16 protein-coding genes are annotated in these 18,377 nt (G+C 35.7%); 11 read left to right on the plus strand and 5 right to left on the minus strand.

Annotation, left to right across the window (positions count from 1 at the left end; all coding sequences use genetic code 11):
• The first annotated feature begins 142 nt into the window (after positions 1-142).
• The 4 genes from ACGH47_RS04285 to ACGH47_RS04300 are packed head-to-tail and all read left to right on the plus strand — an operon-like array spanning position 143 to position 2,473.
• Complete coding sequence (locus tag ACGH47_RS04285; protein WP_081299083.1) at positions 143-871, plus strand: MtnX-like HAD-IB family phosphatase; 729 nt, start codon at positions 143-145, stop codon at positions 869-871.
• Positions 872-883: 12 nt separating this feature from the next.
• Complete coding sequence (locus tag ACGH47_RS04290; RefSeq protein ID WP_220216405.1) at positions 884-1,717, plus strand: alpha/beta hydrolase; 834 nt, start codon at positions 884-886, stop codon at positions 1,715-1,717.
• Positions 1,717-2,073: an EamA family transporter gene (locus tag ACGH47_RS04295; RefSeq protein ID WP_065558652.1), complete on the plus strand. Its 357-nt coding sequence runs from the start codon at positions 1,717-1,719 to the stop codon at positions 2,071-2,073. The genes ACGH47_RS04290 and ACGH47_RS04295 overlap by 1 nt, the downstream gene beginning before the upstream one ends.
• A 1-nt stretch (position 2,074) precedes the next feature.
• A complete protein-coding gene (locus ACGH47_RS04300; RefSeq protein WP_411596712.1) occupies positions 2,075-2,473 on the plus strand; it encodes a DMT family transporter in 399 nt (132 codons plus the stop codon).
• Between the two features lie 60 nt (positions 2,474-2,533).
• Here ACGH47_RS04300 and ACGH47_RS04305 read toward each other — a convergent pair whose 3' ends face one another.
• Genes ACGH47_RS04305 through ACGH47_RS04315 form a run of 3 tightly spaced genes read right to left on the minus strand, consistent with a single transcriptional unit; the run spans position 2,534 to position 5,936 of the window.
• On the minus strand, positions 2,534-3,406 hold the full coding sequence (locus ACGH47_RS04305) for an arginase family protein (protein WP_411622845.1): 873 nt from the start codon (positions 3,404-3,406) through the stop codon (positions 2,534-2,536).
• The gene (locus tag ACGH47_RS04310) at positions 3,403-4,479 is read right to left on the minus strand and encodes a GNAT family N-acetyltransferase (RefSeq protein ID WP_411596714.1); all 1,077 of its coding nucleotides are present in this window, start codon (positions 4,477-4,479) and stop codon (positions 3,403-3,405) included. The genes ACGH47_RS04305 and ACGH47_RS04310 overlap by 4 nt, the downstream gene beginning before the upstream one ends.
• Positions 4,480-4,526: 47 nt before the next feature.
• A complete protein-coding gene (locus ACGH47_RS04315; RefSeq protein ID WP_143425959.1) occupies positions 4,527-5,936 on the minus strand; it encodes an aspartate aminotransferase family protein in 1,410 nt (469 codons plus the stop codon).
• Between the two features lie 171 nt (positions 5,937-6,107).
• Between ACGH47_RS04315 and ACGH47_RS04320 the strand changes: the two genes are divergently transcribed.
• The 7 genes from ACGH47_RS04320 to gyrB all read left to right on the plus strand — a co-directional run bounded on the left by ACGH47_RS04320 (position 6,108) and on the right by gyrB (position 15,364).
• The gene (locus tag ACGH47_RS04320; protein WP_411596715.1) at positions 6,108-6,857 is read left to right on the plus strand and encodes a MipA/OmpV family protein; all 750 of its coding nucleotides are present in this window, start codon (positions 6,108-6,110) and stop codon (positions 6,855-6,857) included.
• A gap of 105 nt (positions 6,858-6,962) precedes the next feature.
• A complete protein-coding gene (locus ACGH47_RS04325) occupies positions 6,963-7,871 on the plus strand; it encodes a recombination-associated protein RdgC (protein ID WP_267350418.1) in 909 nt (302 codons plus the stop codon).
• Between the two features lie 191 nt (positions 7,872-8,062).
• Positions 8,063-9,160 (plus strand): porin OmpA, encoded by a 1,098-nt coding sequence (gene ompA, locus ACGH47_RS04330; RefSeq protein WP_267350416.1) that lies wholly within the window; start codon positions 8,063-8,065, stop codon positions 9,158-9,160.
• A gap of 152 nt (positions 9,161-9,312) precedes the next feature.
• Positions 9,313-10,671, plus strand: coding sequence for a chromosomal replication initiator protein DnaA (gene dnaA / locus ACGH47_RS04335; protein WP_267350415.1), 1,359 nt, complete (start codon positions 9,313-9,315; stop codon positions 10,669-10,671).
• Between the two features lie 16 nt (positions 10,672-10,687).
• The gene (gene dnaN, locus ACGH47_RS04340) at positions 10,688-11,791 is read left to right on the plus strand and encodes a DNA polymerase III subunit beta (protein WP_267350413.1); all 1,104 of its coding nucleotides are present in this window, start codon (positions 10,688-10,690) and stop codon (positions 11,789-11,791) included.
• A 44-nt stretch (positions 11,792-11,835) separates the two neighbouring features.
• Positions 11,836-12,909, plus strand: coding sequence for a DNA replication/repair protein RecF (gene recF, locus ACGH47_RS04345; protein WP_411622846.1), 1,074 nt, complete (start codon positions 11,836-11,838; stop codon positions 12,907-12,909).
• Positions 12,910-12,952: 43 nt separating this feature from the next.
• Positions 12,953-15,364, plus strand: a complete 2,412-nt coding sequence (gyrB, locus tag ACGH47_RS04350; protein ID WP_220216396.1) for a DNA topoisomerase (ATP-hydrolyzing) subunit B — start codon at positions 12,953-12,955, stop codon at positions 15,362-15,364.
• Positions 15,365-15,467: 103 nt separating this feature from the next.
• Here gyrB and ACGH47_RS04355 read toward each other — a convergent pair whose 3' ends face one another.
• Both ACGH47_RS04355 and ACGH47_RS04360 read right to left on the minus strand, forming a co-directional pair.
• On the minus strand, positions 15,468-16,940 hold the full coding sequence (locus ACGH47_RS04355; protein ID WP_267379789.1) for a VWA domain-containing protein: 1,473 nt from the start codon (positions 16,938-16,940) through the stop codon (positions 15,468-15,470).
• A 104-nt stretch (positions 16,941-17,044) separates the two neighbouring features.
• Positions 17,045-18,358, minus strand: a complete 1,314-nt coding sequence (locus tag ACGH47_RS04360; RefSeq protein WP_411599345.1) for a vWA domain-containing protein — start codon at positions 18,356-18,358, stop codon at positions 17,045-17,047.
• Positions 18,359-18,377 lie beyond the last annotated feature (19 nt).

Genomic DNA, 18,377 nt, shown 5'->3' on the forward strand with positions numbered 1-18,377 from the left:
GTAAATTGTGCTAAAAGAATCCTTATTATACAGACAATTTTAACTTCGTTACAAAATATATACAAAGAGCCTACAATGTTCAAAGCGACTCTGTGAGAAAATTTGCGCCAATATATATAAATAGACTATTTTTATTTCAAATATGAATACTTTTTCATCAATTACTAGTCATCTATATACACCATCTTATACACAACATCAAACTCCTATTGTTTTGTGTGACTTCGATGGCACCATAAGTGTCAAAGATGTGACAGATACATTGCTGAGTCATTTTGGTCAAGATGGTTGTGATGAGCTTGAAGAGTTATGGGTTAACGGTAAAATTGGCTCCCAAGAGTGCATGAGTAAACAAATTGCCTTAATGGATGCCAGTTTAGATGAACTCAATCACGTTTTATCACAAATCGAAATTGATTCAACGTTTAAATCATTCATTGATTATACTGAACAGAATAATATCCCAGTTCATATTGTGAGTGATGGGTTAGATTACGCAATTCAATTTGTTTTAAAACGACACGGTATAACACATATCCCGATATATGCCAATAAATTAATGCATGATAATGGGCGTAGTTGGCGTCTTGAATTTCCTTATGCGAATAAAAACTGTATTAAACAAAGTGGAAATTGCAAATGTAATCATGTTAAAAAACAACAATTCTTTCCACAAATACTGTATGTAGGTGATGGCACATCCGATTATTGTGTATCTCATAATGTGGATTTTGTATTTGCAAAAGACAAATTGATTCAATATTGTGAAACCAACAAGATTGAACACTGTGCTATTCAACGTTTTGCCGATGTCACGACAGCACTGAAAAAGACTCAAGATGCTCTTATCCCTGTCATGATGGTAAAATAATTAGGAATAATAATGAGTACAATTGAAGATTTATCTTATTTTTTACCGGGTAACAAAAATGGTGTACTTTTGATACATGGCTTAACAGGTACACCCAACGAAATGCGTATTTTAGCTAATGGTTTACATAAAGCCGGATTTACCGTGTATGCTATACAATTAGCGGGTCACTGTGGTACTGAAGAGGATCTTTGTAAAACCACTTGGCAAGATTGGTATCAAAGTGTAAAAGATGGTGCTGATTTTTTAGCAAAACATGTTGATAATGTTTTTGTTGCCGGTTTATCCATGGGCGCACTCCTTGCGCTTAAACTTGCATCAGATAGACCAGAGCAAATTAAAGGTGTGGGTGTTTTAGCACCAACTTTTTATTATGATGGTTGGAGCATGCCATTTTGGGCTAAAAAATTCTTTTTCTTGCTGGTGTATTTGAAAAAACTGGGGCTTTTCCAAAAGGTTTCTTTCATCGAAAAGCCACCTTATGGGCTTAAAGATGAGCGGATCCGAGCCGTTGTATCGGAAAGTATGCTGAGTGGTGATGCGGCATCTGCCGGACTTGCTGGAAATCCTTTTCCTGCACTGGCCGAAATGCAATTGTTAGCTAAAAACGTTCGCCAAGCACTACCTAAGGTGACTTCACCGTGTTTGATTATGCATTCCGGTCATGATGACATAGCTGATATTGAAACCAACGCTAAATTAGTTGAGAAACATGTTTCAGGATCAAAAAAATTAGTGGTACTTAATGATAGTTATCATTTAATTACAATTGATAGCCAACGTCGTGAAGTCATTAAAGAGTGCGCATCATTCTTCAATGAAATAGCAGAAGGAACCAATTCATAATGTCGCTATTAGTGATTATACTTTGGGTTAGTAATATCTGTTTTGATACATTAGGGCAAGTTGCTTTTAAATATGCAGCAACCGCCCCTAATAATCGAGATGGCTGGTATTACTGGGTTGATTTGGCTAAAAATCATTGGATCTGGATTGGTATAATTTCTTACGTTGCAGAATTTTTATTATGGTTAGCATTTTTAACATTGGTTCCACTTTCTCAAGGGGTGTTGCTGGCATCATTTAATATCATCACCATTATGTTAGTTGGTCGAGTGCTTTTCAAAGAACTATTAACTGTTTACCGACTCATTGGTATGTTACTCATTACTGCTGGCGTAATCTTTGTAGGGATGTCTTAATATGGCTAGATTCTATTTAATCGGTTTTACGATATTGCTTTTTTTCGATACTATTGCACAATGTAGCTTTAAATTAACTGCCATCCATGCCGAACCACTAGCAATGAGTGTTGATTGGTTAGTCAGGGTATTTACTAATCCATGGATATATATCTCTATCGCTGGTTATGTTTTAACTTTTTTTACTTGGATGACTTTATTAAAAAAAGCTCCTGTTGGGCCGGCTTTTGCTGCCTCTCACTTTGAAGTTGTCACGGTCATGATAGCTTCGATATGGCTGTTTCATGAACCAATCACATTATATAAGTTAATTGGCACCATTCTTATTGTATCAGGTATCTTGTTTTTAGCTTTAGCGGAAAGCCAATTGGCTAAGCAAAACGCTGATAATCATCAATAAAAGTTAATTCAAACTGTAGTTGATTTCTAAAATAACCAGCTACAGCTTCTAAACTTGTCGTTATACTGATAAAGCTTTTAATAATGTTAAATTAAGCTGATGTTGTGCTTGTTGCCAATTGTGTAAGTTATCTGCATCAATAGTGGGTTGTTTATCTAATGAACTCAGCAACCGTTTGAACCAATTAGAGGGTTGCCATATTGACAATTCACCAGTGATATCACTTGCCACAATACGTTGCTTTAACGAAGTAATGGTATCAAGCAGATGATAAGTTTGTAATTGACCTTGATCCCAGTTAGTGTGAATGACCTTTTCACTTAATACATCTTTATCTATCGATAAATACACAGGTTCAGCGCTATGGTATTGTTCGGATAAGAAACTAGCAATCAGATCATCTGGAGTAGAAAAATGGCGAAAAGCTTGCCCCAAACCTATTTTTTTTGCCCACGATACATTGACATCCAAACTCCAATACGTCAGTTTTTTCTGAAAAAGGGGTTTCCATCTATTTTCCCAAAAATGGGAAAGTCCAATATCATGAGATGTGATACCTAACACATGAACATGACTGACAAAAGGTAAACTTGCCACATAGCTAACCCATGAACCACAATGAATACCAAATAAATAGCGCATATTATCAGGATGATTATCAAACACAATTACTTGGATTGAATTATCGGCGGAATAGTGTTTAGCCAACCGTTCAATAAGCAGCAATGAAATATGGTGATAATCACCACTTCCCATAAAGACTGTACCATAATGTTCAGGTAAGGATTGCTGTAATTCAGCTTTAAATTGGCAGAATTTTTTTTCAGAGCAACCAAAGCGAATCGTATCTTGCCACTGAGTTACATCAATTATTTTAGCATTATTAATCTCGCCTACACTCTGATCGAAATTGAGTATAATAGGATATGTCATGCTACTTTCTCCTTGTCACTTTCAAAATGACCAATCAATTTGCTTAAAATAAATCTTAATAATGGATTACGGATGTAAACCAAATGTTTGGTTAAAGTAAATTGCGCACCTAACGATCGTTTAACCTCAGGATCTGTCCAACCCGCAATATAGTGACTAAATCCTTGCTCAATAGCATATTCCAGATTAAAAAACCAACTAACAAAATAAAGATTAAAGTCACGAGCTTGAGGATAAACCAGGCCAATATATTTATCGACCAACATATTATTTACGACAAAACAGATATTGTAGCCAATAAGTTCATTATCGTGATAATAGGTAAAAATGCGTGCTTGGATAGATTTACTTTGCAGCAATTGAATAAAAAACGGTTTGGTCAGTAGATCAAAATGAACCTCACTCTGTTGATAAACATTGAGGTAAAGTTGATAATAATGATCTAACACCTCATCATCAAAAAAGCACTCATCACCACTATGCAAAACCTTAATCTCTAATTTTTCGCGAGCTTTTAATTTACGTCTAAAATTCTTACGACGGCTGGACGAAAATCGTGAAAACACATCATTTAAATCACTAAAATCAATCGGTAACCAAGCTAATGCTTGTCCTTCAACTTCAATAAATCCTCTTGTTTTTAATGCCGAAATAAGCTGGTTTGAATAATGATTGTCTTGTTCGCTAAGTAAAGGCGAGGATAAAGGCAAATCTTTGACAATAACAAAAGGAGACTTTTTTGTATATGCGGTTTTAATGTTATCCGCTAACTGTTCTGCTTCTACCTGATCGGTCAATAGAGCATATTCAGAAACGGTTGTTCCTATAAAACAAGTTTTCGGCTGTAACCAATGTCGCCATTTTTTAAAAAAAGGGAGTTTTTGGATCTTATGCTTAAAATCATCATCAGCAGTAGTTAATAAATCAAACTTTGCAGCAAAAGCAGGCACACCATTTTCACTCAACCACGCCGTAAAATCTTGCGGTGGATAAGTCAAAAAATTGTCGACTAATTCATTAGGTTCTAGCTGATTGATGTATTTCATAAATATATTTAAACGATTGGCTATCATGTGCAGTCCCGCCAACATGAGTTGACGGGAAGGTTAGAAATTAACAATTAAAGTTCTTTTTTCGCTCGGGTAATTAACTGATCAAGTAATTCGATACCTTGATCAATCTCTTGACGAGTAATATGTAGCGATGGAGCAAAAGTGATCACGTTTTTATAATAACCACCGATATCAAGCACCAAGCCCATTTTATTACCTTTCCAATCAAGATCACCTGACATACCGATATCCACCATTTTATCTACTAACGCTTTGTTAGCGGTAAAACCATCTTCGGTACAGATTTCGGCACGAAGCGCAAGACCTAAACCATCAACTTCACCAATCTCTTTATGTTTCTTCTCAAGTGTTTTTAAACCTTCAAGGAAGTAAGCACCACTTTCCATAACCATGGTTTCGTAATCAGTTTCTGACGTCATTTTTAACACTTCAAGACCAACTGCTGTACCTAATGGATTAGAAGCAAACGTTGAATGCGTTGAGCCGACAGGGAACACCTCAGGGTTAATCAACTCTTCACGTGCCCATAAACCACCTAGTGGATTAAGACCATTGGTTAACGCTTTGGCAAAAACAACCACATCAGGTTTAACATCAAAATGCTCAATTGACCAAAGTTTACCAGTACGATAAAAGCCCATTTGGATTTCATCAACAACCAATAAAATTCCATATTGATCTAATACTTTTTTCAAACCTTTAAAGTAGTTACGAGGTGGAACAATATAACCACCTGTAGCTTGTAATGGTTCTGCATAAAATGCAGCATATTCAGCTTGTCCTACTTTTGGATCCCATACACCGTGGTATTCTGTTTCAAATAGACGTGCAAACTCAGCAACTAAGTGTTCACCATACTCTTCTGCGGTCATGCCTTTTGGACGACGGAACGGATATGGGAAAGGAACAAACATAGCACGATCACCGAAATGACCATAACGACGACGGTAACGATAACTAGAAGTAATTGAAGATGCGCCAAGTGTACGACCATGATAACCACCTTGGAACGCAAACATTAATGATTTACCACCAGTAGCATTACGTACTACTTTTAAAGAATCTTCAATACATTGTGATCCACCAACGTTAAAATGAACTCGTCCTTGGTAACCAAAACGCTGTTCCATACCTTGTGCAATGGTTTTAGCTAATTCAATTTTGGTTGGATGCAAATATTGGCTAGCACATTGTGGTAAAGTATCAATTTGCTTTTTAAGTACGTTGTTTAATCGCTCATTAGCATAGCCAAAATTACATGCTGAATACCACATTTGTAAATCAAGGAAAGCTTTACCTTCTTTATCATACATGTAGCTACCTTCGCAACCATCAAAAATCTTTGGTGGTTCAACATAATGAACAGTATCACCAAAAGAGCAATATTTAGCTTCATCAGCTAATAATGTTGCATCGTCAGGACGACTATTAATCATTTCTAAAGTTGGTTTACTCATAATTATCTCACTAATCCATATTCAAACACGATAAAATGTGGCATTATTATTCAAGAAAATTGTTTGTTACAATGTACAATTACTGTATAGATTGTGTGACGATAGTATCAAACTCAGCGAAATAATTTTCTGCTAGAGAATAGCATTGTTACCCAAATGGATATAAACCCTATGAAAAAATCACACTGCATAATTCCTATTTTAGCGTTATCTGCATTAGGATTTGGTGAAACCGCATTAGCAGATCCTACTTTTATCGGTGTTGGTGGCGGTTGGTCAAATTCACCTTACAAAGGTTATAGTTCCAGTTATTATCCAGTTCCCCATATCGATTACGATAATGATACATTTTTTATCGATGATCTATCGGCTGGTGTGTATGTTTTTAATAACGATAATCAAAGTTTATCTATCGGTGCTCGTTATCTTGATAATGAATTCAAACCACACGACTCAAATAATCGCCAATTAAAACGGCTTGATAGCCGTCATGCAACATTATTAGCAGAATTTGAGTACTCTATTGATACCAATTGGGGCAGTTTTTCAAGCAGCATTGGAGCAGACATGCTAAATAAAAGTAATAGCATCTTAGTCAATGCCGATTACAGCGTACCATTTATGCTAGGTAATTTAATTATTGTTCCAACAATAGGTATCAACTGGGCAAATAACAAACACAATAATTATTACTATGGGATATCACATAAAGAATCTTCTCGTTCTGGTTTACGCTATTATCATGCTAACGGATCTTTCACACCCTATATCGAAATAGGTGCACAATATGCATTAACCGAACATCTTAATCTGTTCGGTGGCATGCATGTCGACAAATTAACCGGTGATGCAGCTAATAGCCCAATGGTTAACAAAAGCACTGTAACCTCATTTTATATGGGAGTCTCTTATAAATTTTAATTTCAATACTTTTTATTTACCCCATACAATATAGATAAACGATTTAATCAAATTAATCCTGATACAGTTTGGATATCATTAAAATAAATTTAGGAAATCAAAATTATGCTTTGGTTTAAAAATGCCATTATTTACCAACTTAATAATGACACTTTACTTGACAAAAACGCTATTGAAAAAGCTATCAAATCGGTACCTTTTACCCCATGTGGAAATATAGATACCATGAAAATGGGTTGGGTTTCACCTTATAATGATAATTATCACGATGATTTTATTGTTGATATGCAAGGTCACCTTTTATTACGTATAAAAAAAGAAACAAAACTTTTACCGGCTCCTGTTATCAAACAAGCTCTACTTGAAAAAATTGATAAACAAGAACAAGCACTGAGTAGAAAGTTAACTAAAAATGAAAAGGCAACGTTAAAAGATGAAGTCATGATCGACCTTATGCCTAGAGCATTTAGTAAATACAATCATTACTGGTTATGGATAGACACCATAAATAAACGTATTATTCTTGATACCAGCAGTTTTAAGCAAGCAGAAGATATTTTGGCTATTCTACGTAAGGAATTGGGAGTTCTTGCATTAACACCGCTCTCCATTGAAAAACCAGTTGAGCAAATCATGACAACTTGGGTCAAAGAAAAACTGAACTTTGCACCTTTTATATTAGGTGATCAAGCCGAATTAAAAGATCCACTTGAAGGAAACGGGATTATTAGCTGCAAAAATCAAGATATCACCAGTGATGAAATGATGATACATTTTGATTCGGGAAAATGGATAACAAAAGTGAAAATTATCGACGAAAGAGGTGTGAATTTTATTGTCAATAATGATTTAACATTGAAGCGAATAAAATTTGATTCGAGTGTTTTAGATGAGAATGAGGATATTGGCGCTGATGAATTTGATAAAAAATTAGAAGCCGATTTTTTCATCATGGCGAACTTATTATCAACAACAATCAATGACTTTTATATCGTCATCAATAAAATTACTTAAAAGATTGTGTAAACTTTTTTTACATAAAGTGTCATTAATTATAGATCTGCGTATAATATATGCTATAATTGAAATCAAATTATGTGCATCATAATTAAAAACAATAAGTAATCGATCCTTTATTTAAAGTAAAATTTAATTAAAAGGAAAGCAAACAACGTCTATAACAACATTCAAGTTGAGGCAACAAAATGAAAAAAACAACATTAGCTCTAGCAATCGCAGTTGCGAGCTTAACAGCTACTGCGGCAAATGCAGCATATGAAGACAACACTTTTTACGTTGGTGGTAAATTAGGCTGGTCAGAACTTTATAGTTTAGATCAAAGTAAAGTACGTGCATTTAGTCGTGATGTTAAAATCAGCACAACTGACAAAAGTAATGTTGCTGGTGGTGCATTCCTTGGCTTCCAAGCTAACCCATATTTAGCATTCGAATTAGGTTATGATTGGTTAGGTTCTGCTAAATATAAAAGATCTTACCACAATGCAGGTAAAACTTATGACGTAGGTCATAGTAAAGTTTCTGCTCAAGGTGTTTCTTTAACTGGTAAATTAAGCTATCCATTATCTTTCATCTCTGATGATTTAGATGTTTATGGTCGTGCAGGTGCAATGATCACTATCGCTAAATGGAAAAACGGTGGATACGTTAAAGAAAGTTATGGCAAAGGCGGAACAAAAACTGACGTTTCTCCAGTTTATGCATTAGGTTTAGACTACCGTTTTGCAGAAGACTTCTCTACTCGTTTAGAGTATCAATATGTTAACCATATCCATACTAAAACTGACGCATCTCCAGATGCAGGAACTTTAAGCTTAGGTATCACTTACCGTTTAGGTTCTCCAGCTGTTGAAGCTCCAGTTGTTGTTAAAACTTCTGAACGAGTTTACGATTTAAACGCTGACGTTCTATTTGCCTATGCAAAAGCTGACTTAAAAGAAAAAGGTCGTGAAGAGTTAGATAGATTATTACAAGATCTTATCAAACTTAGCCCTACTCAAACTGCGATCGTTGTAATTGGTCATACTGACCGTATCGGTTCAGAAAACTATAACCAAAAACTTTCAGAACAACGCGCTCAATCTGTGATGAAATACTTAGTATCTAAAGGTGTTCCATCTGAGATCATCAGTGCTCGTGGTGTAGGTAAATCTCAACCAGTAACTGGCAGCGAATGTAATGGCAAACGTGGCGCTACATTAAAAGCATGTTTAGCACCAGATCGTCGTGTACAAATCGAAGTGAAAGCAACTAACCTTCAACAAGTTAGAGAAACAACTCACTAATTTTCGATTTCCAAAACAATAAAAAACCCGGTTAATCCGGGTTTTTTATTGCTAATAAGTTAGTGAATAAACATTAAAACTCTATAAATTATCCACAAAAAAGTTTATAATTAACGATGTGCTGTTAATAATAAAAATTAAAGGAGTGATTTGTGCCTACCGCTATCTGGCAAGAATGTCTTTCTCAACTACAAGAAGAACTTCCTACAACGGAATTCAATTTATGGATTCGCCCATTGCAAGCGGAAATGATTGATAACAAACTCTATATTTATGCACCAAACAGATTTGTATTAGATTGGGTAAAAAATAAATACCTTAACAACATATCTCAATTGATCAATACACTTTTCAATGACGATTCCCTAAAGCTATACCTTGAGGTGGGATCAACATTGTCAATGGAAAAAAAAACTAAAAATAATCAGCCTAAAACGGACGTAATGCCGGCTTGGAAAACAACCAAAGAAAGTAATAATAATCATACCTATCACTCGGGAATAAACCATAAACATACATTCAATAGCTTTGTTGAAGGTAAATCCAACCAACTCGCAGTAGCTGCTGCCAAACAGGTTGCTCAAAATCCAGGAAAAGCTTATAACCCACTATTTTTATACGGTTCAACAGGTTTAGGTAAGACCCATTTATTACATGCTGTAGGCAATCAAATCATGGAAGTCAAAAGTAATGCCAAAGTGGTCTATATGCATTCGGAACGATTTGTTCAAGATATGGTAAAGGCACTACAAAATAATGCGATAGAAGAGTTCAAAATTTACTATCGTTCTGTTGATGCATTACTGATTGATGATATCCAATTCTTTGCCAATAAAGAGCGATCGCAAGAAGAATTCTTCCATACCTTTAATTCATTATTAGAAGGTAACCAACAAATTATTTTAACTTCAGACCGTTATCCCAAAGAAATTGATGGCGTTGAAGATCGCTTAAAATCACGTTTTGGCTGGGGCTTAACGATTGCGATTGAACCACCAGAACTTGAAACACGAGTCGCAATTTTGATGAAAAAAGCCGAAGAAAATAATATAAAATTACCTGAAGAGGTCGCTTTTTTTATTGCTAAACGATTACGTTCTAATGTGCGAGAACTAGAAGGCGCATTAAATCGGGTAATTGCCAATGCAAATTTTACGGGCAAATCCATTACGATTGATTTTGTTAAAGATGCTCTGAAAGATTTACTTGCCTTACAAGAAAAATTAATTACTATTGATAATATCCAAAAAACGGTTGCAGAGTATTATAAAATTAAAGTATCAGATCTACTTTCCAAACGTCGTTCCCGTTCTGTTGCAAGACCGCGGCAAGTTGCCATGGCATTAGCAAAAGAATTAACAAATAAAAGTCTTCCTGAAATTGGTGATGGCTTTGGCGGAAGAGATCATACGACTGTATTACATGCATGCAGAAAGATCGCTGAATTAAAAGAAGAAAGCAATGATATTAAAGAGGATTATTCCAATTTAATTCGAACATTATCAACTTAATAAAAGAATCAACATTATGAAATTTATTATTGATCGAGAAAAACTTATCAAACCATTGCAACTTGTTAGTGCGCCTTTAAGCAGTCGCCCGACGCTACCAATTTTAGGCAATTTATTGTTACAAGTAAGTGATAGTACACTATCCATGACGGGAACCGATCTTGAAATAGAGATGATTGCTCATATCCCGCTTACGGAAGCAAACGAACCCGGTGCAACCACAGTCCCAGCGAGAAAGTTTCTTGATATTTGTCGAAATTTACCCAACAATGCTCAGATTTCAATAACTGTTGATGACAATCGATTGATGATTCAATCTGGTCGAAGTAAATTTTCCTTATCTACACTACCTGCCAGTGATTTTCCTAACTTAGAAAATTGGCAAAGCGATGTCGAACTTTCTGTACCACAAAAAACAATCAAACGTCTTATCGATGCCGTCCAGTTTTCGATGGCTAACCAAGATGTAAGATACTACCTTAATGGTATGTTATTTGAAATCGAAGATGGACTTTTAAAATCTGTTGCAACCGATGGACATCGACTTGCTCTTTGTTCGCAACCGATTGGTCAAAATATTGCAACGTCTTGTTCTGTAATTTTACCAAGAAAAGGCGTTATTGAACTGGCAAAATTGGTGAGTGATAATGACGATATTATCAATATCCAAATTGGTAATAATAATTTACGAGTTAATCTCGGTGATTTTACCTTCACCTCAAAACTGATTGACGGCAGATTCCCTGACTACAAACGAGTATTGCCACGTAATCCCGATAAACCGTTAGAAGTTTCGTGCGAAGAGTTTAGAAATTCGCTATCACGTGTCGCCATTTTATCCAATGAAAAATTTCGCGGTATCCGACTTCATGTTCACAACAACCAATTAAAAATTACAGCAAATAACCCAGAACAAGAAGAGGCAGAAGAAGTGGTTGATGTAAAATACTCTTCAGCAGAACTTGAAATTGGCTTTAATGTGACCTATTTATTAGATATATTAAATACGTTGAAGTGCGATAGCGTACAACTACTTTTAACTGATGCCACATCAAGTGTACAAATTGAAGACATTAATGATCAGTCAGCCATTTATGTTGTGATGCCAATGCGCTTATAATCAAATTTAACCTTTCCGGCTTAGGCCGGAATAACTTAGCTTATATGATTCTTTCACAGATCAAAATCCATCATTTTCGTAATATATCTTATACCGAGCTGTGTTTATCCCCCCATTTCAACTTTATTGTTGGCGATAATGGTAGTGGTAAAACTAGCTTACTTGAAGCTATCTATATGCTTGGTCATGGACGAGCATTTAGACATATACAATCCAATCGTATTATTCAGCATGAACAATCTGAATTAACGTTATTTAGCCAAATTGAATCATCTAATCAACAAACCCGAACCATTGGGTTAGTCAAAGCACGTAATAATGATAATAGAATTAAAATTGATGGTGATGAGGGATTTCGATTAACCGATCTTGCTAAACTCTTACCCATTCAATTAATTACACCAGAAGGATTTGATTTACTTATTGGTGGGCCTAAATATCGACGAGCTTTTATTGATTGGGGGTGTTTTCATCATTATCCTGAATTTATCCATTTATGGAACAATTTAAAGCGGTTATTTAAGCAACGTAATGCCTTATTAAAACAATCCACGAGTTATAATCAACTGTTACCTTGGGATAAAGAGCTGGCTCCCATTGCTGAAAAAATAAGTCAAATTCGCTCGGAGTATTCTCAGTATATTTTTCCCGAAATCATACAAACCTGCCATGACTTTTTGCCAGAATATCTGCTTAATTGTCAATATTATCAAGGGTGGGAACAAAACATTAATTATAGCGACATATTACACAAACAGTATGAACGAGATAGATTACTCAACTATACTTCATTAGGCCCACATAAAGCCGATATCCGTTTGCGTATTAACAATATACCTGTTGAAGATTTCTTATCACGGGGACAATTAAAATTATTGATGTGTGCACTACGCCTTGCGCAAGGTGAATATTATTCAAAACAAAGCGCACAACCTTGTGTCTATTTAATTGATGATTTCGCGTCAGAATTAGATCATCATAAACGAGCGTTATTAGCTAAACGCTTAAAAATGGCGAATTCACAAGTGTTTATCACAGCGGTTAGCCAAGACCAAGTAACCCATATGATTGACGAAAATGATAAGATTTTTCACATAAAATCTGGTATAATTTCCTAAATATACAGAATGATATAAATAAATCAAACAAGTCGAGAGATCCATGTCAAATTCTTATGATTCTTCTAGCATTAAAGTACTTAAAGGACTTGATGCTGTCCGAAAACGTCCAGGTATGTATATTGGTGACACTGATGATGGAACAGGACTTCACCATATGGTTTTTGAAGTTGTTGATAATGCCATTGACGAAGCATTAGCTGGCTATTGTCATCACATTGAAGTGACCATTCACCCTGATAATTCAGTCTCAGTACGAGATGATGGTCGTGGTATTCCAACCGGTATCCATGAAGAAGAAGGAGTTTCAGCAGCTGAAGTCATTATGACGGTATTACATGCTGGCGGAAAATTTGATGATAATTCATATAAAGTATCTGGTGGTTTACATGGTGTGGGTGTTTCCGTCGTTAATGCCCTATCTGATAAATTAGAATTGGTCATTTATCGTGAAGGAAAAATTCACCAACAAGTTTACCATTTAGGTGTCCCTCAAGAGCCGTTAAAAATCATTGGCGAGACTAGTGAGTCGGGTACTTATGTGCGTTTTTGGCCAAGCCCAGAAACTTTTACTAATATTGAATTTGTTTATGAAGTTTTAGCTAAACGCTTACGTGAGCTATCATTCTTAAATTCAGGTGTTTCAATCAGATTGCTTGATGAACGTACCGGTAAAAGCGAACATTACCACTACGAAGGTGGGATACAAGCTTTTGTTGAATACTTGAATAAAAATAAAAACCCGATTCATCCAAAAATCTTTTACTTCAGTACGGAAAAAGACGGTATAGGTGTTGAAATCGCTTTACAGTGGAATGACGGTTACCAAGAAAATATTTATTGTTTCACCAATAATATTCCTCAACGAGACGGCGGTACCCATTTAGCCGGTTTTCGTGGAGCAATGACCCGCACCCTAAACAATTATATGGAAGCGGAAGGATACAGCAAAAAAGCGAAAATTAGTGCGACCGGTGATGATGCTCGTGAAGGACTCATCGCGGTTGTATCGGTCAAAGTACCTGATCCAAAATTCTCATCTCAAACTAAAGATAAGCTAGTTTCGTCAGAAGTAAAATCGGCTGTTGAATCGGTAATGGGTGAAAAATTAGCGGAATATCTGCTTGAAAACCCATCTGATGCAAAAATCGTGGTAGGTAAAATTATTGATGCAGCAAGAGCACGTGAAGCCGCTCGTAAAGCGCGTGAAATGACACGGCGTAAAGGTGCATTAGATTTAGGTGGCTTGCCGGGTAAACTGGCTGATTGCCAAGAAAAAGACCCTGCTCTATCTGAACTTTACTTAGTGGAAGGGGACTCTGCGGGCGGTTCTGCAAAACAGGGACGAAACCGCAAAAACCAAGCCATTTTACCGCTCAAAGGTAAAATCTTGAATGTCGAAAAAGCTCGCTTTGATAAAATGCTTTCTTCACAAGAAGTTGCTACATTGATTACAGCATTGGGTTGTGGAATTGGTCGTGATGAATACAACCCAGATAAAATGCGATATCACAGCATTATTATCATGACCGATGCTGACGTCGACGGCTCACATATTCGAACATTGCTATTAACCTTTTTCTATCGTCAAATGCCCGAAATTATCGAACGTGGTTATGTTTATATTGCGCAACCACCACTCTATAAAGTGAAAAAAGGGAAACAAGAACAATACATCAAAGATGATGAAGCGATGACGCAATTCCAAATAGCATTAGCGCTTGAAGATGCTTCATTGCATGTTAACGATCATGCGCCTGCACTGGCTGGCGAAGCCTTAGAAAGATTGATTGCTGAGTATCAAAAAGTTGAAAAGCTCATCGCGAAAATGGAACGCCGTTATCCTAAAGCATTACTGTCTGAGCTGGTTTACCATGATGTATTAGATGAAAATATACTTAAAGATAAGCAATTAGTCGAAAATTGGGCAAAAACCATTGTCGACAATTTATCGAATAAAGAACAACATGGTAGTAGTTACCGTTATTCAGCTGAATATAATGAAAAAACACAACTTTATGTACCTGTCATCAAAGTGAGAACGCATGGAGTAGATAATAACTATGCATTAGATCAGGTATTTATTCACAGTAATGAGTATCGTAACATTTGTCATTTGGGTAAACAGTTAAGAGAACTCTTAGAAGAGAGTGCTTATATCCAAAGAGGAGAACGAAAACAACCGGTTAGTTCTTTTGAAGAAGCCGTTGATTGGTTAATTAAAGAATCACGCCGTGGTCTGACTATCCAACGTTATAAAGGGTTGGGTGAAATGAATCCAGAACAATTATGGGAAACCACAATGGATCCAACCAGTCGTCGAATGTTACAAGTGACCATTAAAGATGCTATTGAAGCGGATCAACTATTTACCACACTAATGGGGGATGAAGTTGAACCTCGTCGATTATTTATCGAAGAAAATGCTCTTAAAGCAGCTAACTTAGATTTTTAATTAGCTCAAATTGGAATCAAAAACCAGACTCAAAATAGTCTGGTTTTTTTATTAATACTCACCGCTAAAATAGCCTACGATGAATATTCATCTGTCATATTCTTTATTGGCATACAGGGCGATTAATTTTCATATCTGAAACGGCTTTATTCATCTGTTTAATCATATCTTTTGGTGTCTGAGCTATATATACCTTGCCCCCTGTCGCATTTGCAACACAATCAATCTTATGTTCACCAGCAATATCGACAATATTGATTTTTAAACGAGGTTTTGAGACTGAAATATGATGAGCTAATGTACAGATATTTTTATGAGTACAGGTATCTTCACCGTCACTGATAATTAAAATATAATCATCTCGTTTTACCCCATCAAGCATATTACTGGCTTTTTCTAATCCATTATAAAGTGGTGTTCCCCCACCACCAGCAGCGGTTGGCGTCAGTTTATTAATTTTATTTTTCAATGTTCCACGATTTTTATAACTATAAAAAGGTGAAACCTCGGCCGATGGACAGCCCGTTAGGGTCACTAGTGAAATATTGATATTTTGTTGTATTTTATCAATGCTAGTTAAAGCAACCTTTTTGCTACTTGATAAACGGCTTGGTAATCGAGTCATACGTTTTTCGTAGTTTAGCTTGTCTTGTTCCGACATATAGCGTGGAAAACCATAACCCAAATACTGAAAATACTGTTCAACCTCAGCGGGTGACTCTGCTAATGTCACTATCATCGACAACGAATTATCAAATACCATCACCATTTTAGAAGGATTGGGATTACTGACCAATTCTTCTTTGGTAATACAATTAGCAGGATTTTTAACTTTTGGTTTAGGCTTTTCTTCAGGTTCCGGTTTTTTCTCTTCAACCACTGTTTCTGTGTGCTCAACAGGTTGGGGATCCGGCTTAACTTCTGGATCAGGTTGGATAGGAACATCAACTGGCTCTAATTGAGGTTTTTTCTCTTCATCAGCAGGTATTATTACTGGTGCTGAAACATGACTCGTTTCAGCCACACTATCTTTATTAAATGGATAAAAGACATACCAAAGCCCACCAATTAATGCCAATATTAGCAATGCTAAAAGGAATATAGACCACCAACGCCAAGCCGATTTGGTTGGAAGCTTGGGTTCGGATACTTTAGGCGGTAAAACAGGATCTTCAAACGTATGAACAATAACAGGTTCATCATTAATGACAAAAATCGAATTACCTAAACTTTTAATTCTTGGTATCCAAGATGAAATCAGTGTTTGTTGTTCAGGGGTTAACGACATCAATTTAACGGTATTTTCAATATCTATAATACGTGTTTGTAACGTTGTCGTTACCGTTTGTCGATATAGTTCATTATTAATATCGCTTAATAATATGGGTTGTCCTTCCAGATTGGTAGACCATGCAATGTAATGATCATCTTCTATCAATTTTGGAATGGCGAAGACAGAAAAAGTCCGCTCAGTCAGATGTGATTTTAATAACGATAGTAATGAATTATATTGTTCTAATAAATTGATTTTTTGTGAATCACTGCTATCAAAACAATGCCGTGTTATTCGCTGCATGATAAATTAACTTCCTTACAGATCATTCTAATTTTACCTCAGCTTCAACATGAACATCCAAATATTAAAGATCATCACTGAATAATATCCTATTCGAATGCTACTTATTCACACAAAGGTTTACTGATATTCATATCAGAAACCGCATTATTCATCTGTTCAACAAGCTCGGGGACATTGTTAGCTATATAAACCTTTCCACCCGTTTTATCCGCTAAACAATCAATCTTATGCTGTCCCACAATGTCCACTATATTTATTTTTAAACGTGGTTGTTGGTTGGCAATTACATTGGCTAAGGTACAAATATTATCTTCCGAACAATTATCGTCACCATCACTGATAATTAAAATATAATCATCATGATTTACGCCATCAAGCATTGAACTGGCTTGCTTTACACCACTATATAACGGAGTAGCACTATCGTATTCTAATGGCGTTAAACGATTAATTTCATTCTTCAATTTTTCTCTATTTTCAAAATGATAAAATGCCGATGCCTTTGCGACAGGACAACTATTTAACGTGACAAGAGCAATATTGATATTAGGTTGTATTTTATCAATACTGGATAACGCAACTTGCTTACTACTCGATAGTCGATTCGGTAATCGGGTCATTCTTTCTTCGTATTGTTTGGCTTCTTCGAAAGTAAGATGATCAATCCCATTTGACAAATATTTTTCAATTTCTGCTTGAGGTTCAGTAAGCGTTAAATACATCGAAGCGGAGTTATCAAATATCATCACCATTTTAGAGGTTTGCTCGTTTTTTTGGATTTCTTCCTGTGAAATACAGCTAATTACTTCAGAAGTGGGATTGTTTGAGGTCGTTGGTGGTAATAGTTCAGCAATAGGTACGGGTGCTTTATCTTTTATATATAAATAATATAGATATCCAAGTAACCCGACAAAAGCAAGTGCTAAGGTCAAAAACCACCACCTACGCCAAAATGATTTTGTTGTCTTGACAGGAAAGGCTGGAGCCACTTCATTAGTCAGGATTGGCTCATCAAAATGATGAACAATCACAGGTTCATTATTAATGACATAAATCACATTACCTAAACTTCTCATTCTCGGTAACCAAGCCGAAATCAGCGTTTGTTGATCTTCCGTTAATGATTTGATTTTAATAGTATTTTCAATATCATTTAAACGTGTTTGAAGTGTTTTTTCAATCTGCTTTTTATCTGCTTCATTAATAATATCTTCAATGGCAACGGGTTGACCTTCAAGATGCGTATACCAACCGAGATAATGATCGCCTTCAATCAATCTCGGTATTGCTAAAATCGAAAAACTACGTTCGCTAACATTAGGCTTTAACAATTGTAAAACTGAATTATATTGATCAAATAACGTGATTTTATCTAAATCATTTGGATCAAATAACATTCTGGTTATACGTTGCATTGCTAATTTGTTTCCTTAT

This window comes from Gilliamella sp. CG16 (assembly GCF_046635785.1).
Classification (GTDB): domain Bacteria; phylum Pseudomonadota; class Gammaproteobacteria; order Enterobacterales; family Orbaceae; genus Gilliamella; species Gilliamella apicola_I.